21 protein-coding genes, 1 tRNA gene and 1 rRNA gene are annotated in these 19042 nt (G+C 46.5%); 17 read left to right on the forward strand and 6 right to left on the reverse strand.

Annotated elements, in window-relative coordinates; translation table 11 throughout:
- Nucleotides 1-134 precede the first annotated feature (134 nt).
- The gene (locus tag BHV73_RS07860; protein ID WP_195621441.1) at nucleotides 135-4547 is read left to right on the forward strand and encodes a translocation/assembly module TamB domain-containing protein; all 4413 of its coding nucleotides are present in this window, start codon (nucleotides 135-137) and stop codon (nucleotides 4545-4547) included.
- Between the two features lie 58 nt (nucleotides 4548-4605).
- Here the strand turns inward: BHV73_RS07860 and BHV73_RS07865 are convergent, their stop codons facing one another.
- The 3 genes from BHV73_RS07865 to BHV73_RS07875 form a co-directional block, all read right to left on the reverse strand.
- Complete coding sequence (locus tag BHV73_RS07865; RefSeq protein WP_087411980.1) at nucleotides 4606-5745, reverse strand: glycosyltransferase family protein; 1140 nt, start codon at nucleotides 5743-5745, stop codon at nucleotides 4606-4608.
- Nucleotides 5746-6033: 288 nt separating this feature from the next.
- Complete coding sequence (gene proS / locus BHV73_RS07870; protein ID WP_009120873.1) at nucleotides 6034-7527, reverse strand: proline--tRNA ligase; 1494 nt, start codon at nucleotides 7525-7527, stop codon at nucleotides 6034-6036.
- 483 nt (nucleotides 7528-8010) lie between these two features.
- Nucleotides 8011-8220 (reverse strand): hypothetical protein, encoded by a 210-nt coding sequence (locus BHV73_RS07875; protein ID WP_039950951.1) that lies wholly within the window; start codon nucleotides 8218-8220, stop codon nucleotides 8011-8013.
- A gap of 474 nt (nucleotides 8221-8694) precedes the next feature.
- On the opposite strand from BHV73_RS07875, the gene BHV73_RS07880 reads away from it, so the two are divergent.
- Nucleotides 8695-8788: transfer RNA gene (locus tag BHV73_RS07880), tRNA-OTHER, on the forward strand.
- Between the two features lie 319 nt (nucleotides 8789-9107).
- Here the strand turns inward: BHV73_RS07880 and BHV73_RS07885 are convergent.
- Together BHV73_RS07885 and BHV73_RS07890 are read right to left on the reverse strand one after the other, a co-directional pair.
- Nucleotides 9108-9518 carry a hypothetical protein gene (locus BHV73_RS07885; RefSeq protein WP_087425851.1) on the reverse strand — a complete coding sequence of 137 codons (411 nt, stop codon included), beginning with the start codon at nucleotides 9516-9518 and terminating at the stop codon, nucleotides 9108-9110.
- A gap of 206 nt (nucleotides 9519-9724) precedes the next feature.
- Nucleotides 9725-10384, reverse strand: coding sequence for a LexA family transcriptional regulator (locus tag BHV73_RS07890; protein ID WP_087425852.1), 660 nt, complete (start codon nucleotides 10382-10384; stop codon nucleotides 9725-9727).
- A gap of 141 nt (nucleotides 10385-10525) precedes the next feature.
- Here BHV73_RS07890 and BHV73_RS07895 point away from each other — a divergent pair, with 141 nt between their 5' ends.
- The 11 genes from BHV73_RS07895 (at nucleotide 10526) to BHV73_RS07945 (ending at nucleotide 17048) form a co-directional block, all read left to right on the forward strand.
- Nucleotides 10526-10744, forward strand: coding sequence for a hypothetical protein (locus BHV73_RS07895; RefSeq protein ID WP_039950950.1), 219 nt, complete (start codon nucleotides 10526-10528; stop codon nucleotides 10742-10744).
- A gap of 12 nt (nucleotides 10745-10756) precedes the next feature.
- A complete protein-coding gene (locus tag BHV73_RS07900; protein WP_087425853.1) occupies nucleotides 10757-10942 on the forward strand; it encodes a hypothetical protein in 186 nt (61 codons plus the stop codon).
- Between the two features lie 64 nt (nucleotides 10943-11006).
- On the forward strand, nucleotides 11007-13136 hold the full coding sequence (locus BHV73_RS07905) for a hypothetical protein (protein WP_087425854.1): 2130 nt from the start codon (nucleotides 11007-11009) through the stop codon (nucleotides 13134-13136).
- 35 nt (nucleotides 13137-13171) lie between these two features.
- Complete coding sequence (locus BHV73_RS07910) at nucleotides 13172-14068, forward strand: AAA family ATPase (protein ID WP_087425855.1); 897 nt, start codon at nucleotides 13172-13174, stop codon at nucleotides 14066-14068.
- Nucleotides 14065-14736 carry an ATP-binding protein gene (locus tag BHV73_RS07915; protein ID WP_087425856.1) on the forward strand — a complete coding sequence of 224 codons (672 nt, stop codon included), beginning with the start codon at nucleotides 14065-14067 and terminating at the stop codon, nucleotides 14734-14736. Before BHV73_RS07910 ends, BHV73_RS07915 begins: the two co-directional genes overlap by 4 nt.
- Nucleotides 14723-15196, forward strand: coding sequence for a hypothetical protein (locus tag BHV73_RS07920; protein WP_087425987.1), 474 nt, complete (start codon nucleotides 14723-14725; stop codon nucleotides 15194-15196). Before BHV73_RS07915 ends, BHV73_RS07920 begins: the two co-directional genes overlap by 14 nt.
- Nucleotides 15193-15801 carry a helix-turn-helix domain-containing protein gene (locus BHV73_RS07925; RefSeq protein ID WP_087425857.1) on the forward strand — a complete coding sequence of 203 codons (609 nt, stop codon included), beginning with the start codon at nucleotides 15193-15195 and terminating at the stop codon, nucleotides 15799-15801. Before BHV73_RS07920 ends, BHV73_RS07925 begins: the two co-directional genes overlap by 4 nt.
- Nucleotides 15802-15803: 2 nt before the next feature.
- Nucleotides 15804-16088 (forward strand): hypothetical protein, encoded by a 285-nt coding sequence (locus tag BHV73_RS07930; RefSeq protein WP_087425858.1) that lies wholly within the window; start codon nucleotides 15804-15806, stop codon nucleotides 16086-16088.
- Between the two features lie 18 nt (nucleotides 16089-16106).
- The gene (locus BHV73_RS07935; RefSeq protein WP_087425859.1) at nucleotides 16107-16634 is read left to right on the forward strand and encodes a host-nuclease inhibitor Gam family protein; all 528 of its coding nucleotides are present in this window, start codon (nucleotides 16107-16109) and stop codon (nucleotides 16632-16634) included.
- Nucleotides 16612-16797, forward strand: coding sequence for a hypothetical protein (locus BHV73_RS07940; RefSeq protein ID WP_239419918.1), 186 nt, complete (start codon nucleotides 16612-16614; stop codon nucleotides 16795-16797). The genes BHV73_RS07935 and BHV73_RS07940 overlap by 23 nt, the downstream gene beginning before the upstream one ends.
- Nucleotides 16794-17048 carry a hypothetical protein gene (locus BHV73_RS07945; RefSeq protein WP_087425861.1) on the forward strand — a complete coding sequence of 85 codons (255 nt, stop codon included), beginning with the start codon at nucleotides 16794-16796 and terminating at the stop codon, nucleotides 17046-17048. Before BHV73_RS07940 ends, BHV73_RS07945 begins: the two co-directional genes overlap by 4 nt.
- A gap of 80 nt (nucleotides 17049-17128) precedes the next feature.
- Here the strand turns inward: BHV73_RS07945 and rrf are convergent.
- Nucleotides 17129-17239: ribosomal RNA gene (rrf, locus tag BHV73_RS07950) — 5S ribosomal RNA — on the reverse strand.
- A 214-nt stretch (nucleotides 17240-17453) separates the two neighbouring features.
- On the opposite strand from rrf, the gene BHV73_RS07955 reads away from it, so the two are divergent.
- Genes BHV73_RS07955 through BHV73_RS07970 form a run of 4 tightly spaced genes read left to right on the forward strand, consistent with a single transcriptional unit; the run spans nucleotide 17454 to nucleotide 19038 of the window.
- Nucleotides 17454-18248, forward strand: a complete 795-nt coding sequence (locus BHV73_RS07955; protein WP_087425862.1) for a phosphoadenosine phosphosulfate reductase domain-containing protein — start codon at nucleotides 17454-17456, stop codon at nucleotides 18246-18248.
- A gap of 24 nt (nucleotides 18249-18272) precedes the next feature.
- Nucleotides 18273-18557 carry a hypothetical protein gene (locus BHV73_RS07960; RefSeq protein ID WP_087425863.1) on the forward strand — a complete coding sequence of 95 codons (285 nt, stop codon included), beginning with the start codon at nucleotides 18273-18275 and terminating at the stop codon, nucleotides 18555-18557.
- On the forward strand, nucleotides 18554-18814 hold the full coding sequence (locus BHV73_RS07965) for a hypothetical protein (protein ID WP_087425864.1): 261 nt from the start codon (nucleotides 18554-18556) through the stop codon (nucleotides 18812-18814). The genes BHV73_RS07960 and BHV73_RS07965 overlap by 4 nt, the downstream gene beginning before the upstream one ends.
- Nucleotides 18811-19038: a hypothetical protein gene (locus BHV73_RS07970; protein WP_087425865.1), complete on the forward strand. Its 228-nt coding sequence runs from the start codon at nucleotides 18811-18813 to the stop codon at nucleotides 19036-19038. Before BHV73_RS07965 ends, BHV73_RS07970 begins: the two co-directional genes overlap by 4 nt.
- Nucleotides 19039-19042 lie beyond the last annotated feature (4 nt).

The raw sequence follows: 19042 nt of genomic DNA on the forward strand, positions 1-19042 counted from the left end.
TTTTTGTTGGCTGAACAAAAAATTAATCGCCTATCAGAACGCTGAAAACGACAGTACGCTGGGTAATCGGTATAGTATTGGGACTCTATATCGGGATAATTTTATTGCTGAACATTCCTTATGTCCAGCACCGGATGTCCGTACTCGTAGCCCAGGAACTGAGTTCCGTACTGGGCAGCCGGCTTACTGTAGGGCAGATAAACATAGGCCTGCTGAACCGAATCATCATTGATGACTTAATACTGAACGACCAATCGGGGAAAGAGTTGCTGAAAATAGGCCGTCTGTCGGCCAAGTTCGAGATACTCCCCTTGTTCAACGGAAAAATATCCATCGGAAACGTGCAACTGTTCAGTTTCAATGCCAATCTGGAAAGACCTACGCCACAGGCTGAAACCAATTTTCAGTTTATACTCGACGCTTTCGCTTCCAAAGACACCGTTAAGAAAAAGAGCAATCTGGACCTTCGCATCAACTCACTGCTGATACGTCGCGGAAGAATATCCTATGATGTCCTCTCTGCCGGAAAAACTCCGGGAAAGTTTAATCCGCAGCACATCCGTCTGTCCAATATCCTTGCCAACATCTCACTGAAAGCGCTTCAAAGCGACTCAATCAATGCCGCCATCAAGCGGATGAGTGTTGAAGAGGAACACTCCGGCTTTGAATTGAAGAAGCTGAGCCTTAAGATAGTAGCCAACAACCAAAACATGCGGATAGAGAACTTTGCCATTGATTTACCCAACACTTCCCTGGCAATGGATACTATCCGTATGGAGTATGACAGTCTGGGTTCTCTCGGCAATTTCGCCGATGACGTCCGCTTCTCATTCCGTATGCTGCCTTCGGAAGTCGTGTTGCAGGACTTGTCGGCTTTTGTACCCGCTTTCAAACCTTTCAAAGAAAAACTACGACTGGAAACGGAAGCCGACGGAACGGTCAACCAGCTTAATTGCCCAAAGCTGCTAATCTCCGCCGACAACCATTTCCTGCTGAAAGGCGATGTGTCTTTGCAAGACCTCTCACATCCTCAAGACGCTTATATATTCGGCAATCTGTCCAATTTATACGCCGATCCGGACGGCATCGCATTCTTTGTCCGCAACCTGAGCAAAGACTATAAAGGAGTTCCGCCGGCCTTACAGCATTTGGGTACGATATCCTTCCGGGGAGAAATATCCGGGTACTTCACGGATTTGGTTACCTACGGTGAAGTGCGTACGGACATAGGTACTGTAAAGACAGACGTCAAGTTCAGTTCCGATAAGGAAAAGGGATATTTCTCCTATTCCGGCGCGGTAAAGACCGCGGAATTCGAGCTGGGCAAACTGTTGGCTAACGACAAATTCGGGAAAGTTACTTTCAACATGGATGTCAAAGGCAGCCATTACGCCAAGAGATACCCGTCCGTTACGATGAAAGGGCTTGTTGCGTCCATAGATTACAGTGACTACACCTACGAAAACATCACTTTGGACGGTGAATACAAACAAGGCGGCTTCAACGGAAACGTGTCATTCGACGACGAGAACGGCGCCATACAACTGAACGGCTCCATCAACACAGCCGGCAAAATCCCGACATTCAACTTCCGCGCCGATGTCGACCATTTCCGTCCGAACACCCTTCATCTTACTCCCAAATACAAGGACACGGAAATATCCGTAAAGATAAAAGCCGACTTCACCGGAAGTTCCATTAACGACATGAACGGTGAAATCAACATTGACAGCCTGCAATACACCGCTCCCGACCAGAGCTTCTTCATGGACAACCTGCGGATTGCCGCCACTCAGAATGACGAGCGTCAGAAACGGCTGACTATCAATTCCAACTTCCTGCGAGGCACTATCGAAGGGGACTACTCCTATCAGACCCTGCCTACCAGCGTACTCAACATCATGCGGCGTTACATCCCCGCCTTGATATTGCCGGACAAGAAACCCCGGGAAACCGAAAACAACTTCTATTTCGACCTGCACATCTACAATACGGAGATACTGTCCACCGTATTCCAGATACCGCTGAAAGTATATACCCACTCCACGCTGAAAGGCTACTTCAACGACAAAGCGCAACGCCTGCGCATGGAAGGTTACTTCCCGCGACTGAGCTACGGAGAAAAGTTCTTTGAATCGGGAGTGATTCTCTGCGAAAATCCGGGCGAACAGTTCCAGGCAAAAGTCCGCTTTACTAACCGGAAAGCAACCGGCGCGATGAATGTCGCTTTGGAAGCCAAGGCCAAAGACGACCAGATACAAGCCATCTTCAACTGGGGAAACAGCAGCGCCGTAACATACAGCGGCAAATTGGCAGCCGTAACGCAATTCATCCGACAATCATCGCAAGAAACGGATAACGATAAACAGCATAAGCCCGTCCGCAAAGGCAAGAAAGACATTCCCGCCCTGAAGACGATTGTCAATGTGCAGGAGACGAATGTAATCCTCAACGACACTATCTGGAAGATACACCCGTCACAAATCGTTGTGGACTCGGGCAAGATACATGTCAACAATTTCTATTTCAGTCATAAAGAGCGTCATTTACGTATCAACGGAACCGTATCCGAACAGCCGCAGGACACCGTACGCCTGAACCTGAAAGAGATAAACATAGGCTATGTATTCGACATAGCCGACCTGGGCGTCAACTTCAAAGGTGAAGCCACCGGCCCTGCATACGCCAGCGGCGTACTTAAAACCCCCGTAATGAGCACCGACCTGTTCATCCGCAACCTCGGCTTGAACGAAGGACTTTTAGGTGATGCCAACATACACGGAGAATGGCATCACGACGTAAAAGGCATCTATCTGGATGCCCGCATACGCGAGAAAGACATCGCCAAGAGCCATGTGTACGGCTACATTTACCCCATAAAGCCCACCAGCTCGCTCGATTTGCAAATCGAGGCCGACAGTACCAACCTGAAGTTCATCCACCACTATATGCAAAGCATCACGCCCGAATTCAACGGACGCGCCAGCGGCCACGTACATTTCTACGGCAAATTCAAAGCGCTGACAATGGAAGGGCGTGTGTTTGGCGATGCTTCCCTAAAGGTAGATGTGCTCAACACCACTTTCTCGCTGAAAGACAGCATACTTATCGAACCGGGCGGGCTTACTTTCCGCAACAACCGCATCTTTGACACGCAAGGACATCAGGGAAGAGCCAACGGCTACCTGCATTACCGACATTTCAAGAATCTGGAATACCGTTTCCAATTCGATGTCAACAATATGCTGGTAATGAACACCAAAGAGTCTCCCGATTTTCCTTTCTACGGCACGGTATATGGTACGGGTAACGCCACCATTGCCGGTAATGCAGCCGAGGGAGTAAACATCGACGTGGCAATGACCACCAACCGCAACACCAACTTCACCTATATGAAAGAGGGTGTCGCCTCGGCAGTCAGCAACCAGTTTATACGCTTCGTAGACAAGACGCCCCGCCGCGTACTCCAAGATTCCATCGTACTTATATCCGAGTTCGAGCAAGCCCAGAAAGAAGTCCGGGAAAAGGAAAGCGATACCGATATCCGTCTGAATCTCTTGATAGACGCCACCCCGGACGCTACCATGAAAATTATCATGGACCCCATTGCAGGCGACTACATCAGCGGAAAAGGTACGGGGAACATCCGTACCGAATTCTACAATAAGGGAGATGTGAAGATGTTCGGCAGTTATCGCATCAGTCAGGGAGTGTATAAATTCAGTTTGCAGGAAGTAATCCGCAAGGACTTCATCATCAAAGACGGAAGTACCATCACCTTCAACGGACCGCCGCTCGATGCCACCCTCGACATCCAGGCCGGCTACCTCGTGAACTCCGCTTCGCTGAACGACCTTGTACCCGACGCCGGCAACTACGTCAATCAAACCAGCATCAAGGTAAACTGCCTTATGGCTCTGACCGGACAACTCACCTCGCCGGACATCAAAATGAGCCTGGAACTGCCCAACGAGCGCGATGAAGTGCAGGCATTGGTGCGTAACTATATCCCTACGGACGAGCAGATGAATATGCAGATACTCTACCTGCTGGGTATCGGCAAGTTCTATACCCCGGAGAATGTGGATGCCACCGGCAACTCCAACATGATGTCGAGCGTACTGTCTTCCACCCTGTCCGGACAGTTGAACAATGCGCTTTCACAGATTATAGACAGCAACAACTGGAACTTCGGCACGAACTTCAGTACCGGAGAAAAAGGCTGGACCGACATGGAATTCGAGACAATGCTCTCCGGGCAACTGCTGAACAACCGCCTGCTTATCAACGGTAACTTCGGCTATCGCGACAACCCGATGGCAAACACGAACTTCGTAGGTGACTTTCAGGCCGAATGGCTCGTAAACCGTTCCGGTGACATACGCCTGAAAGCGTATAACGAAACCAACGACCGCTACTACACCAAGACCAACCTCACCACTCAGGGCATAGGTATCGTCTTCAAGAAAGACTTCAATAAATGGAATGAGTTGCTCTTCTGGAACAAGTGGAAGCTAAAGAGATTGAAGGAGAAGCGTAAGGACTGATATTTATCACGCATGCGGTATGGCATCACTTCACTACCCATACCGTATGCAACAAGTATCACAGCGCCACATCGGACAGACTGCAACACGGATAAGGAAAGGCCGGAGAGGGATAGTGTGACAAGCACATAGCCGCCTCTATATGATGCATTATCCGTCGGTCGCAGCTTTGCACCCAATAGCGGAAATGCGCGTCCGGCCTATAATTCTCGGAGAAGTTCAGCAACCGCCGCAAATCGAATTCGTCAGAAACAACGCCCGCTCCTGTACGGGCGGCATCGTATGCGTTACAATCCTGCTCGATATGTGCGGGAACCATCAGTAAAGGCTTGCCCAGATACATCGCTTCGCAAACCGATTCAAACCCTGCGGTTGTGGCATACGCCCTGCACCCCGCCATATAGTGAAGAAACTTCATATCGTCAATCTGATGAAAGCTCAGCGTATCATCCACCTTACACACTTCCGCTTCATCCTGCTTGTCCCAAAAGAAATGGAGCGGCACTTCCGGATGTTCCCTATGCCACGCCTTTATGTTTTCGCCGAAACCGGCATTCACCATATATCCGTGCAGATAATCACCCTCTACGCTCTCGCAGGAAAGCACTTCACGGCGAAGCAGCGGAGGTACGACACGAATACGGGCACGTTCATCGTCTTCCATTTCACGAAAGGAGAGCGCAAGCTTTTGGGATGCTCCTATGCAGGTGAGCCGGGTGAAGAAACGCAGAAGCCACAAACCGCACCGGCTCTTGGCGGGAAATCCGAAATCGCGATGCAGAAAGAGGTACTGGTGACCGATACTGATTTGAGGCACGGACGGACGAAACGCCAGATAAGTAAGTCCGGCCAGCAGTTCATAAAAGTTAATGACCAGTTCCGCGCCGGTTTCCTTGATGCGCCGATGAATGTAGCGCATACTTTGCAGATAGGCCGGTACTTTGACAAGGTTGTACGCCACACTGCGCGACAGGCTCACCCGCTTATTGGCAGGTGTCGGCTGGAAATTCGGACTGAGAAAGCGCTTCACCGGAGCCTGAATACTGCGATTGAAGAATCCGGGCAGATGACGGGAATTGCTTTTACCCACCAGCACTTCCACGACTTCATGTCCGTTGCGGCGCAGAAGCCTTTCCATGGCAATGGCTTGGGTGAGATGTCCCCGCCCCTCTCCTTGAACAATAAAAAGAACTTTCATCTTTGTACAGTTTGTATGTTGTTTACTTTACACGTTTTCGGTAAAAGTCACCGCCGGCAGCCGCCTCTACGGTGTAATCGTTTCCATTCGGTTTCATGTTCATATCTCTTTTCTTTTTGACGATACAAAGATGTCCGAAAGCTGTTTCAGATGTATGTGGGAAAGGTTACAATTTTATCTCACGGGATAAAAAAAATCATCCCGTAAGATGAACGGATTCGTCTCACGGGATGAGTTGATTGGTACCGCGGGACGGAAAAATCCGTTCCGCAGGATGAAAATATCCGATTAATAAGAACGTGCGAATATCACGCGGCAGGCAGACGGCTTACCGGTAACCATACACTTGCCCGGCTCCTTATCGCCCGGTACGAAAGATTCAAACGGAATACAGCGGATGGTAGCTTTGGTTTCTTCCTTTATCTTCTCTTCGGTCTCGGTTGTACCGTCCCAGTGAGCCAGGATAAAGCCGCCCTCTTCAATCTTTTCCTTGAACTCGTCGTAGCTGTCTACCACAGTAATGCGGCTGTTGCGATAATCCAACGCTTTCTTATAGATATTTGCCTGAATTTCTTCGAGCAGGTCTTTTACGTATTCTTCGATACCGTCGCAAGAACGGGTTTCTTTTTCCAATGTATCACGGCGCATCACTTCCATTGTATTGTTCTCCAGGTCACGACCGCCCATAACCAGACGAACAGGTACACCCTTCACCTCGTAATCGGCAAACTTGAAGCCCGGACGCTTGTTGTCGGCATTGTCGTACTTCACCGAGATACCCATTGATTTCAGTTTGGCTACGATACCGGCAATCTTCTCGTCAATCTTGGCAAGCATTTCGGCATTCTTATAGATAGGCACGATAACTACCTGTATCGGGGCCAGGTGTGGCGGAAGCACCAGACCGTTATCATCGGAATGTGTCATGATAAGCGCACCCATCAAACGGGTAGATACGCCCCAGGAAGTAGCCCATACATATTCCAGCTTATTCTCTTTGTTGACGAACTGTACATCGAAAGCTTTGGCGAAATTCTGTCCCAGGAAGTGGGAAGTACCGCTCTGCAAAGCCTTACCGTCCTGCATCATCGCCTCGATAGTATAGGTATTGAGAGCACCTGCAAAACGTTCGTTGGCAGATTTCACACCCTTAACGACGGGCACTGCCATGTATTTCTCGGCAAACTCACCGTAGACGTTCAGCATACGTACCGCTTCTTCCTCGGCTTCCTCGCGAGTGGCGTGCGCCGTGTGGCCTTCCTGCCACAAGAACTCGGCAGTACGAAGGAACAGACGGGTACGCATTTCCCAACGGAATACGTTTGCCCACTGGTTGCACAGGATAGGCAGGTCGCGGTACGAATTAATCCAGTTCTTATAGGTGTTCCAAATGATAGTTTCCGAAGTGGGACGGATGATGAGCTCCTCTTCCAACTTTGCAGCGGGGTCTACCACTACGCCGCCGCCATTCGGGTCGTTCTTCAGACGATAGTGCGTTACTACGGCACACTCTTTGGCAAAGCCTTCCACGTGTTCCGCTTCGCGGCTGAGGAATGATTTCGGGATAAGTAAGGGGAAATAAGCGTTTACGTGTCCTGTTTCCTTGAACATATCGTCCAGCTGACGCTGCATCTTCTCCCAAATTGCGTATCCGTAAGGCTTGATTACCATACATCCGCGCACAGCCGACTGCTCTGCCAAATCGGCCTTTACCACCAACTCGTTGTACCACTGAGAATAATTCTCGCTACGTTTGGTCAGGTCTTTCAATTCTACTGCCATTCTATTTTGTTTTTAAAGTTTTCTATTCGGATTCATTAAACGGAGTGCAAAAGTACAAATTTCTGTGCGAAAAGTGTTTATTGTGTAATCACTATTTTTTGCGGAGTTTATAAATGCAGGCTTTTTTCCCGTAACACCCCGTCATGACCGATCGGTTACAGTAAGTTAATAATCATGCGGAAAGGATGTTAACTTATTACATCCTAAGAAGTTAATATCATATCATACGGGGGATAAATCACTTTGTGCGTAAATGGAGATAGGCTGAATGTCGTTGAAATGCCTATAAATAAAGGAATTGACGCAAAAATACAGATTTTATATACTCAAAACGTTCCGTTATATTTGCTTATATTATGGGCTAATTTAATAGAGTTTCTATGAAGTTCTAAACAGCAAAAATGATATTAGAGTAACACGAAGGGTTGAATTGATGCTTTTTGAGGCACAATTCAGCCCTTTTCTGTGCGGTTTGGTGTGAGGTTACTCTTGGGTACTACGAATAAGGTGAGACTGCTTGATAATGGCTCTACGGGTTATTTTAACGCCACCATCAGTGAGACCAGCATGAAGTAAAGAGTTCTTTTTGATACCTATTTGAGCGTCATTTAGAACGGTGTAGATGGCGCTGATACTGCCGAAATAGTAGTCCTTCTTCTCGAAAATGAGATGTACGTGAATTACCTTAGTCATAAATTCATTATTTAGATGTTTCTTTATACAAATATATTCTAAATAATTATTATATAGAACTATTTTAGTCGAAAAATATACTGTTTAAAGTGTTTAGAAAAAGCGAGTATCTATTCAATAAAATTAAGGTAAGCAGTAATAATAATAAGAGGAAATAATAGAGTGTCGAAATGTTAAATAGTGAGTTGGGCATACTGTTGGGCATACTAAGTTGGACATACTTTTATGTGTAAATTATTTACCTGTGAAAAAGTTGGGCATACTTTTTACTATGTTTTTGAGGTATGTTTTTTATATGATGTTTCCTTTTAAATTATGTTTTTAGGCGTTTAAATAGACATTTATAGGGGGATAGTATAGTTATTTTGGTAAGTGATACGGTTGTGCCTCTTTTATAAGTGCTTGATTTATAATAGATATTTATAAAATAAATGCTATTTTAGCGTCATAAACGCGTGCGCGTCACAAATAATTGGCAGTATAGCTCAGTTGGTAGAGCACAGATATGCATACGTGATAATACATGTGCGCAGCTCTTTTGTCACAAGTTCGAGTCTTGTTGCTGCCACAATGGTTTTTGAAGGTAGAGACGAACGTTCCCGCTATTCAGTGCTCCGTCTGAGGGAATTAAACGTACGGAGATTTTAAGGTAATTGATTGATTGTTGTTGGAAACGCTCCCGGTAATTGTGCCGGGAGCATTTAAAAGTTTCGATTATGATTAGATTTCTAAAAAATAGATTCCGGTATCGTCTAAAGAGGAGAATTATATCATTATTGTTGTCTAACCAAAACCATTGCCCTGATATTATAGAGACTACAAAGTTGGCAAATCGAATATGTAAATTTATCGTGGAAAAAGAAGATTATGGATTTCCCATTAAATGATTACCAGTTATTATTTCGGGTGTTTCTTCCGTATGCGATAATAGGTTGATGGCTTGTTTGTGTATTTCCGTCATCTTCAGCAGGAAGGACTAAAGGGATATTGAACTTTATGCTCGTAACTGCCACAGACTTGCTTTCGTCATTCTTATTGGCACCAATATTAAAACTGCCAAGCAATACACCTATTCCACTTTTATTTTCTTCTCCAGTAGATGATGTTAATGCAACTTCAAAATTAATATTTTGAACTGGATAGTATTCATTTTTCACCCTTGCATTGGTTGCATCTGACGTACTTTTATACTGCTTGGGATTTACAACTGCACCATATTCTTTTACTGCTTCTTGTGCTTCTTTTACTCCAATAGTGATTTGCAATAATGTTTCTTTTACAAATTCTTGTAGTTCCATAACTTATTGTTATAAATGGTTGTTAATTACTGTTTGAATGCTCTTTCTTTACTTTACATTGATAGCACGCAACCACAATGGTTTTTGAGGGTAGAGACGAACGTTCCCACTATTCAGCACTCCGTCTGAGGGAATTAAACGTACGGAGATTTAAGGTAATTGATTGTTAATGGAAACGCTCCCGGTAATTGTACCGGGAGCATTGTTTAAAAGAATTTACGGATACTCCCTAAAACAGCAAATACCCGCCGAATCATTTCGACTGGAATTTCTTGTTCGCAGAACTCAGGGGACTTGTTTGCTGGAATGAGACGCACAAAACCTTTTTGTTCACCAGGACGAATACGTTTTACTGTACGGTAATCATCTGTTATGATACCATATATTTCGCCAGCAGGAAGGTATTCTATGGGAGATTTAACCTCTTTCAGTGCTATTACGTCTCCATTGCTTATCTCTGGTTCCATGGAATGTCCGGTAAGGTTACACCACATTACTCCCGGTTTGTTGTATGGCGGATAGTTTATATAATAGTCCGGTAGTTGCGTCTGGTCATTGGAAACAAACTCAAAACCACCTATGAAATCTACATTATAATAAGGAGCACCTTTGTATTCTTGATTAATACAGGGAATTGGTTCTGGGGTTGTTACATCATCAACACGAAGCATGGAACCTTCACCTGTAAGGAGCCAATCTGGAGACAAACCTATACATTTTGTATATATTAATTCGGAATCAAACGTATTACGAGCTCCCCAAGCGCTAATGGTTTGTGCTGAAACCCCTAATAGTTGGGCAAATTTAGCCTTGTTACCACTTGTATAGTGAGTAACCATAGCATCTAACATACCTTTTTTATCCATATCAATGTATTAAAATCTACATATTGTATATATTTTCTGCAAAAACATTTGGTGTATATCTACAAAATGTATAGCTTTGCATCGTCATCCAAATGGAAAACGCTCCAAATATACAGAATTAACTTTATAAACAGAAATACAATGGCAGAAAAGGAAAGATTCATCAAGGCAGACGCTTCACAACAAGAAGCCATTGCCAAACAGTTTTTTACCACTACACGTACAGTGCGTTCGGCATTGAATTTTGAAACGAACTCACCATTTGCGAAAACTCTTCGCGCTTATGCATTGAATCATGGATGTAAAATGTATGAAGTTACATTGATAGATAATCCGTATGAAAAAGTAATAACCCTATAAGTGGTATAGGATATGAAAACATTAAGAAAAATCCAAAAGGTCGCTATTGCCGTAGGTTTGATTTACGGTTTCTGGCTGGGTTGCAATGTGGATGCCACAGAGAGAGACAATACAAGTGCCTTTATCATGGTAGCATTGGCTGCAGTGATTGGCATTTCGATGAATATCCCCAATAAAGAGCAGGAAAAGAGCCTGTAACGGGTGGCTTTCGCTCCGGTTCGATGCCGGGGCTTGCACAAATAAAAGAGAAAAGTTTCTGATTATGGAAATGTTTGGAAAGACATTATGTATAACGTTTGATGAACTTGTTCGTAGTGGTATTATGAGCAAATCTAATTTTGATAAACATGTTCGTGAACGCAAGTTTCAGGTTTTACAGAAAGGTGGTAACGGACGTAAGGTGCTTGTGGCTTATGAGACCCTTTCGGATGCACTTCGCTCTGTTGTAGAAAAAAAACTGCCTGATATAAAAAAACAACTCAAAAAAGAACAAACCAACCCTATGAATATCCGTCTGAAAAGTGATGACAAGGCTGTGGAATTCTACAAGACCTATACTCCCAAGATTTCCATAGATCGTCAGAAGGAATATGTGCTCAACGCCAAAGTCATGAATGCCATGATAGTACAGGAAACCGGACTACAGAACAAGCACAGCGAATACGGCTATACCCACAAAAGCCTGGTACGCAATACCGTCATATCCTTATGTGAAGAGCTCCGCAAATCTTTCAACCATACACTTCCAAAAAGCAAATCCCGCCTGCTGGAAAAGTTCAGGGACTACAAGAAGCGGGGTTACGTGGCGTTGGTAAACGGTACTACCGGCAATCAGAGCGCCCGCAAGATAGGCCCCCGTGAGGGGCGTATCCTGCTGCGGCTGAAACGGAGCAAGTTTCCGGTATATACCGACATGCAGATATTCGACGAGTTCAACCGTATTGTGGCGGAACGCAATGCGCGTGTCACCTGTGAAGAAGACAGGCTGAAACCGGTAGAATCCCCCCAGACAGTCATCAACTACCTCTACAAGACCAGCATCAAACTGTGGTGGTATGGCGTTGTACATGGTGAAATCGCCTTCAAGAACGAGTTCATGCCGCAATTTGACACAAAACTTCCGCAGATGCCCAATACTTTATGGTACGGTGACGGTACGAAATTGAATCTCTATTACAAGGACTACGACAAAAAGAACAAACGTATGGTGGCACGTACCATCGATGTGTACGAGGTGATGGACGCCTGTTCGGAAATGTTCCTGGGCTACTCCTTTGGTGCGGAGAATTTCCTCACACAATATGAGGCCTACCGTATGGCGCTGGAAACGTGGAAAGTTAAACCTTATGAGATAGTTACCGATAACCAGGGCGGGCACAAAAAGCCGGAAGCACAGGCCTTTTTCAAGAAGATATGCCACCTGCACAAAACCACCATGCCTCACAACGGTCAGAGTAAAACCATCGAAAGCGCTTTCGGACGTTTCCAGCAGCAGGTGATGCACAAACTCTACAACTATACCGGCCAAAACGTGACCGCCACCAAAGAGAGCAGTCATGTCAATATCGACCTGATAATGAAAAACATCTCGCAGCTCCCTACTTTGGAAGAGATGAAAGAGCAATACCTGGAATGCCGTCGTGAATGGAACAGTATGCCGCATCCCACCAGTGAGACGGGGATGACCCGCATGGAAATGTACACGACCCTCAACAGCCCGAAAGCCGAACAGCTGGACGAATACGAGGTGCGGGAACTCTTCAAGCTCCTCAGCAAGGACAGCGTGAAGTACGGCAAACAGGGATTCGTATTCAGCCGTAACAACAAGGAGTACCGTTACATGGTCTACGACGAATCCGGACAGGTGGATATGGGCTTCCACATGCAGAATGTGGGCGTCAGTTTCCGCTACAAGTACGATCCCATGGACATGACCTCCGTAGAACTGTGGGAAGTCTGTGCGGGCGACAGGCTGAAGTATGCCGCTACCGCCACTCCGAAAGTCGTCTTCCATCGTGCTACTGCAGAACGCAGTACGGAGGAGAGCGAACGACTCTATGCCCAGATACGCGCCCAAAAGCGTGCTCTTGCCGGGCACTATATCGCCAGCGAGGAACTGCTGCTTGAGGAAAGCATAGGTGAAGCCTATACCAAGCTTGTGATGCCTCTCCCTGTGGGTGAATCACAGAAGAACATGGAACGGCAACGCAAACAGTACGCCAACGAGGAGCTGAAAGCTCCGGTTGCCTATCCCGAAGGTGTCGGACCGGGAACCTACGAACCCGAACCGGAGGAGTTCTCCTCAGGCATTGCCTCCCCGGGTGAATACACCAAGCTGGTTTCCGGCATGACTGAAGCTGAAATGTACCTGTCGTTCCTCAATGACAATTAACCAGTATTCAATAATCAATTAAATACCATTCAAAAATGAAAGAACTCAGTAAACAAGACAAGGACGCCATACGTGACGCACTGTTGGAATATTGCGGCAACTATCCCAGCCAGAACCGTGCCAGCGAAAGCCTGAACGGTGTCAGTGCCGCAACCGTATCACAAATCTGCAATCAGAAGTACACCAGTATCAGTGATGACATGTTCAGCCGTATAGCCGCACAGATCGGTTTCAGCATGGACCGTTGGACATTGACTGAAAGCAATGCCTTCCAGCGGATCACTTTCGCGATGTCAGACGCACAGGCCTACAAGAATACCACCTGGGTAGTGGGTGATGCAGGCTGCGGCAAGACGACCGCCGCCATCGAGTACCGCCGTACACACCGCAATGTGTTCTATATCCTTTGCTCTGAAGATATGAAAAAGAGCGATTTTGTTCGGGAAATCGCCAAACAGGTCGGCGCTCCGGTGGACGGGACCAACCTGCGTGACATTCTGGAATATGCCATTTCCATGATAGCCTTTCTCCAGAACCCGCTTATTATTTTTGACGAAGGCGACAAACTGACGGACAGTGTATTTTCCTACTTCATCAGCATATACAACCGCCTGGAGAATAAAGCGGGGATCGTCTTTCTTTCCACCGACTACATCAAGCGCCGGGTGGAAAATGGCCTGCGCTATAACAAGAAAGGTTACAAGGAGATAAACAGCCGTATCGGCCGCAAGTTCTTTGATGTCAGCGTCGCAACGGAACAGGATGTGTATGCCATCTGCCGGGCCAACGGGCTGACAGAACCGGCTGAAATAAAGCGCGTACTGCGTGAGGCACAACAGGGGGAATATGATCTCCGTCGGGTGAAACGGGTCGTACATGCCTGCAAACGCATATTGGAAGCCAGACGGATGAAAGGAGGTACGGAACAATGAGTGAGGCGGTGAATGATGCCAGGACCTTTGCCCGTAATGCCAAAGGGGTACGTGAACTGCTGTCCATGAAATTTGACACGCTCCCATTCGAAGGTGAATGGTACGACGCTTTCGGTACTCCTGAAAGCCGCGGGGTATGGATAGTCTGGGGAAAGTCAGGCAGCGGGAAAACCTCTTTTGTAATGAAGCTTTGCAAGGAATTGTGCAAATATGGTCGTGTAGTTTACAACAGTTTGGAGGAAGGTATCAGCCTGACCATGCAGAATACCGTACGACGTAGCAACATGCTGGAGACAAACCGCCGTTTTTTATTGGTCTGTGAATCGATGGACGAGCTCAGTCTGCGCCTGAAACGCCAGAAATCACCGGACTTTGTGGTAATAGACAGTTTCCAATATACGTACATGAGTTTCCCCCAGTTCCTTAAATTCAAAGAGCAGCACAGAAACAAGCTGCTAATCTTCATCAGCCATGCCAGCGGTCAGAATCCGGACGGGCGTACAGCCAAGAAGGTTTTGTACAACGCTTCACTGAAAATTTACGTAGAGGGTAAACGTGCTTTTTCCCATGGCCGTTTCATAGGCCCGAAAGGATACTATGATATCTGGCCGGAAGAAGCGGAGATTTATTTCGGAGGAAAACCGATTTTGAATGATGAGAACGAATAAAGAAAAACCGGTCAGTGTCCAGCAGCTCAAAGCCCTGCACGCCACTTTCCACCGCATCGGTATGGATGACGATGCCAGACACGGATGTATCTATGAGTTCACTTCCGGACGTACGGCAAGCAGCCGGGAACTGACGATGCACGAGGCGCGGCAGCTGTTGGAAAGGCTGAACCCGCCGGATGAAAAAACAAGGGCGATGCAACTGGCGGAAGCGAAAAGCGTGTTCCGCGACATCTACCGCCTTTCTTTCATGATACCGCAGCTCAATCAGGGTTTCACCAGTGACAATGAAGACGAATATCGTATGAACGTGGCGAAGCTCAACATGTGGGCACGGAAATACAGCAAGGCACGCAAGGATGTTACCGCCATGAAACTGTGGGAGTTACAGGATACCAAGAAGCAGCTGGAGGCATGGATGCGACGTGAGGAAAAGAAACGAAAAAATGAAACGATATGAGAACGAAAAATGAAATCAAACAGGCAGTGGCGATATTGATCCATAAAGCCGACCGGCTCAGTCTCGTACAAGCCGAGGTATTGCAGGGTGGCATGACCGAACAGCAGGTATTTCAGAAATACGTCATGGAAGTGACGGAAGAACACCGTGACGAAGAGGTGTTCTTCGCCGCCCGCGATGCCGCCCGGTTTTCTGCCGGGCATATCGGTCTGGAAGAACTGGTACCGGATGTACAGAGCATGACTGCGGCGGACTTTTCCGCAGCCGGGGCATTGGGTGTAGTTGACGAAGAGAGCGACACCATAACGCTCTCACGCAAAGAGTTCAACCGTTTACTGGCCCGCATCGAACGCCTGGAACAGTGGACGGGACTACGCCGTAAGGCAGCTCCCGGTGACTGTACGCCTCTTCCATTGCCCGAGGATGCCGATATGGATGACCTGATGAAACAGAACGAGGCCTGCCGTTATCTTTCGTGCAGCAAGAATACAATCAAGGGATACGCTTCCCGCGGACTGGTGCACAGCTACAAGAAAGGAAAGTTCACTTATTACAGCCGCCGGGAGCTGGATAAGAAAATCAGAAAACTTCGTAATACTTTATAGCCATGCCCGCTGCCTACAACACCACCGAACGTTATCGGGAATTGGAGAACCGGCTTTCCGAATGCCGCGGACGCATCAATATCCTGGAAGAAAAACTGCTTGAAAGTCCCGTTTCCCTTTCGGTGGCCGAATTCGACCGGCTGCTTGACGAGTACAGGGCCGAGCAGGTACGCCTCGTTCATCTGGAACAGGATCAGGACGGAAACAGCACCCCGGTCAAGACGGCAGCCGCCAAGGAACGCTGGCGCAAGCAAAACCGGGACAGAAGAAAGAAACTACATTATTAACCCTATAAAACATTTATTATGGCAAGAACAAAGAAAACAGTAGTCAGCGGTATCACCCGCGAACAGGCGGAACAGGCATTTGCGGATTTTGCGGCAGCCGACGCCAAAGTACAGAACCTCACCTCAAAAATGGATATTGAGATGACGCGTATCCGCGAGAAATATGCGGACCAGCTGGCAGAACTGTCTGCCATGAAGGAAAAGAACTTTGACATCATGCAGGCATACGCCGTAGAAAACAAGGAAGAACTATTTTCCAAGCGGAAAAGCCTTGAGAGTGCCCACGGCATATTCGGCTTCCGTACCGGCACACCGAAGCTGAAGAACCTGAAAGGTTTTACATGGGCAGCGGTAACAAACATCTGCAAGGAACTTCTCCCCCAGTATATCCGTACAACGGACGAACTGGCAAAAGACAAGCTGCTGGCTGACCGGGACAATCCGGAAGTAGCCGAGTTTTTCCCGAAGATCGGCGTACAGGTTGTACAGGAAGAGACGTTCTATGTGGAACCCAAGAAAGAGAATGATGCGCAGCAATCTACCTGAGGAATATTACGAATACCGGCCGCATGGCAGGAACTGGGTGGTGTACCGTATCCGACGTGACGCCACCGGTTCCACCGGGACCAAGATCGGGGAATTCCTTACGAAAGAGGAAGCCCGGCGTGAGGTCTATCGGTTGAATGGCTGGAAAACAGATCTGAAATGAAAAAGACATTTAAACAATGGGCTAAGCAGGATAAAGACTTGGATGAGTTTTTATCTCCGGGTGACTATATTGACGAACGGTTATGTAACTACATAGCGGAAATCACTTGTCCTGCATATTGTTCAAGGGACTTTGTTCAAGGATGTGATGCAATTAAAAGTGAAGGTGATGTATTATTTTACATAACAGTGTACAGAACCAATGATAATAAGTACTTATACCTCGGTGTTTTACCGGAGTTTAAACAGTAACTCAAAACAAAGAAAAAATGAGCAAAATCAAATATAAAAAAATAGTCCTGTTATCAATAAAGATAACAGGACTAATAAAAAGCAAGCAACGACCTACTCTCCCACTATTAAGCAGTACCATTGGCGTAACAAGGCTTAACTTCTCTGTTCGGGATGGGAAGAGGTGGAACCCTTGTGCCATAATCACTTGCTTTTTATCTTAAAACTGATTCTGAATAAGTTGTTTAATCAGTTCTGCAACGACCTACTTCAAAAAGAATTTAAGTGCCTTTTGAGCAACGCTCTGTAGGCGAGAACGTTGCTAAGCACTAATTTTAAACTTATCCATATAAAAAAGTTTTAATTCAGACTAAATATTTAACGTCCCCGTAGCCTTTTTTGGACGAGGCAAAAATAGTAAAATATATGATAATAGCATGGTTTTCTTGCGGAATAACTTCCGCAGTAGCTTGTAAAATAGCATTAAGTCTGTATGATGATGTACATATCTACTATATTGAAACCGGCTCTGGACATCCCGATAACGCCAGGTTCCTTGTAGATTGTGAAAAGTGGTATGGGCTGCCGATACATATCATTCGTAGCGATAAGTATCTCAACGTAGAAGATGTACTGCTAAAAAGACGGTATATTAACGGACCAACCGGCGCAGCTTGCACATTTGAATTAAAGAAGCAAGTCCGGTATAAACTGGAGAAAAAATTGCATCACTGGGACGGGCAAGTTTGGGGTTTCGACTTCGACCCGAAAGAGATAAATCGGGCTATCCGACTAAAGCAACAATACCCTGGTACAAAGCCTTTATTTCCTCTTATTGAAAGGCAGATAACAAAACCAGATGCAATGGGTATACTTTGGAAAGCTGGTATTAAACGGCCTGTAATGTACTCAATGGGGTACAATAACAATAACTGTATCGGTTGTGTGAAAGGTGGCATGGGTTACTGGAATAAAATACGAAAGGACTTTCCAGACGTATTTAATGAGGTTGCTCAGATAGAACGTGATATTAATGCTACGTGTCTTAAAGACAAGTACGGGCGCATCTTCCTCGATGAGCTACCAACATGGAGAGGTGATCCAGTCGAAGAAATTATACCAGATTGCTCGCTTATTTGCCAAATAGAGTTTCAGGAAATAATTGATCGACAGGTAGAGCGAGTCCTGAAAGGAGAGATTTGTATTAATGATGTAGTTTAATTAGGAGCAAAACGGAACAAAATAATGGCAAAGATAACTTATAAATCAAGCATCCCCAATGACAAGCCGCTCTGGCTTCTCAAGCTTCAGCTGGCGGTCAGCCAGCTGGATGCCACCGGACTGAAAGGAAATGAGCAGGATTTCCGTAACCTGAAATCATTCATCGACGCTGAAATCCGTTCGTTAATGGAAAAAGGTGACATCCGCCGCAGCTTTGTGGAAACCGAACTCCGGCAGGATGAAGGCAGGACGGTGATACATATCTTCCGCAACCACATAATTGTCCAAACCTATTATATCGAAGCATGAGTGAGAAGAAAGACATATTGGTACTCAGTTCCCCGAACTTCGGTACCGGTAAAGAAACCATAGGCTACTATACGGGGTATGCCTGTGGTTACTGTCACGGTAACGGCTGGTTCTGGAATCCTGAAATTATCCATGAACGGGTAAAGATACCCTGCCCAAAATGCGGTGGAACCGGACGGGTAAAAGGTATCGTTACAGTGGAGTGGGTTCCGGACGGGGAAGTGAAAACCTGTTTCGGTAAAAAGCAGGAAATATGACACCGCGCATCCCGAAAAACTATATCGTCCAGATAGACAACTTCCATCTGGGCGAATTCATCTTCTACTGGAACTACTACGGCCAGCCCTGCTCACTTCTTCTGCAGAAGCCCAAGACGGAGGGCCTTACCGCCGTCAGGCTGGTGGTCGACAGTGACGAAGCCGCCAGCTTCCTTTTAAGGGCGAAGGAGAAAACGGGCTGCAGGCTGTATACGGTAAAATAACTTT

It is taken from the genome of Bacteroides sp. 44_46 (genome assembly GCF_001915465.1).
Taxonomy (GTDB): Bacteria; Bacteroidota; Bacteroidia; order Bacteroidales; family Bacteroidaceae; genus Bacteroides; species Bacteroides clarus.

What these genes read in the sequence shown, in the direction of transcription:
- BHV73_RS07860 (WP_195621441.1), top strand. Translation starts at nt 135, where the DNA reads ATGTCCGTACTCGTAGCCCAGGAACTGAGTTCCGTACTGGGCAGCCGG.
- BHV73_RS07865 (WP_087411980.1), bottom strand. Translation starts at nt 5,745, where the DNA reads ATGAAAGTTCTTTTTATTGTTCAAGGAGAGGGGCGGGGACATCTCACC.
- proS (WP_009120873.1), bottom strand. Translation starts at nt 7,527, where the DNA reads ATGGCAGTAGAATTGAAAGACCTGACCAAACGTAGCGAGAATTATTCT.
- BHV73_RS07875 (WP_039950951.1), bottom strand. Translation starts at nt 8,220, where the DNA reads ATGACTAAGGTAATTCACGTACATCTCATTTTCGAGAAGAAGGACTAC.
- BHV73_RS07885 (WP_087425851.1), bottom strand. Translation starts at nt 9,518, where the DNA reads ATGGAACTACAAGAATTTGTAAAAGAAACATTATTGCAAATCACTATT.
- BHV73_RS07890 (WP_087425852.1), bottom strand. Translation starts at nt 10,384, where the DNA reads ATGGATAAAAAAGGTATGTTAGATGCTATGGTTACTCACTATACAAGT.
- BHV73_RS07895 (WP_039950950.1), top strand. Translation starts at nt 10,526, where the DNA reads ATGGCAGAAAAGGAAAGATTCATCAAGGCAGACGCTTCACAACAAGAA.
- BHV73_RS07900 (WP_087425853.1), top strand. Translation starts at nt 10,757, where the DNA reads ATGAAAACATTAAGAAAAATCCAAAAGGTCGCTATTGCCGTAGGTTTG.
- BHV73_RS07905 (WP_087425854.1), top strand. Translation starts at nt 11,007, where the DNA reads ATGGAAATGTTTGGAAAGACATTATGTATAACGTTTGATGAACTTGTT.
- BHV73_RS07910 (WP_087425855.1), top strand. Translation starts at nt 13,172, where the DNA reads ATGAAAGAACTCAGTAAACAAGACAAGGACGCCATACGTGACGCACTG.
- BHV73_RS07915 (WP_087425856.1), top strand. Translation starts at nt 14,065, where the DNA reads ATGAGTGAGGCGGTGAATGATGCCAGGACCTTTGCCCGTAATGCCAAA.
- BHV73_RS07920 (WP_087425987.1), top strand. Translation starts at nt 14,723, where the DNA reads ATGAGAACGAATAAAGAAAAACCGGTCAGTGTCCAGCAGCTCAAAGCC.
- BHV73_RS07925 (WP_087425857.1), top strand. Translation starts at nt 15,193, where the DNA reads ATGAGAACGAAAAATGAAATCAAACAGGCAGTGGCGATATTGATCCAT.
- BHV73_RS07930 (WP_087425858.1), top strand. Translation starts at nt 15,804, where the DNA reads ATGCCCGCTGCCTACAACACCACCGAACGTTATCGGGAATTGGAGAAC.
- BHV73_RS07935 (WP_087425859.1), top strand. Translation starts at nt 16,107, where the DNA reads ATGGCAAGAACAAAGAAAACAGTAGTCAGCGGTATCACCCGCGAACAG.
- BHV73_RS07940 (WP_239419918.1), top strand. Translation starts at nt 16,612, where the DNA reads ATGATGCGCAGCAATCTACCTGAGGAATATTACGAATACCGGCCGCAT.
- BHV73_RS07945 (WP_087425861.1), top strand. Translation starts at nt 16,794, where the DNA reads ATGAAAAAGACATTTAAACAATGGGCTAAGCAGGATAAAGACTTGGAT.
- BHV73_RS07955 (WP_087425862.1), top strand. Translation starts at nt 17,454, where the DNA reads ATGATAATAGCATGGTTTTCTTGCGGAATAACTTCCGCAGTAGCTTGT.
- BHV73_RS07960 (WP_087425863.1), top strand. Translation starts at nt 18,273, where the DNA reads ATGGCAAAGATAACTTATAAATCAAGCATCCCCAATGACAAGCCGCTC.
- BHV73_RS07965 (WP_087425864.1), top strand. Translation starts at nt 18,554, where the DNA reads ATGAGTGAGAAGAAAGACATATTGGTACTCAGTTCCCCGAACTTCGGT.
- BHV73_RS07970 (WP_087425865.1), top strand. Translation starts at nt 18,811, where the DNA reads ATGACACCGCGCATCCCGAAAAACTATATCGTCCAGATAGACAACTTC.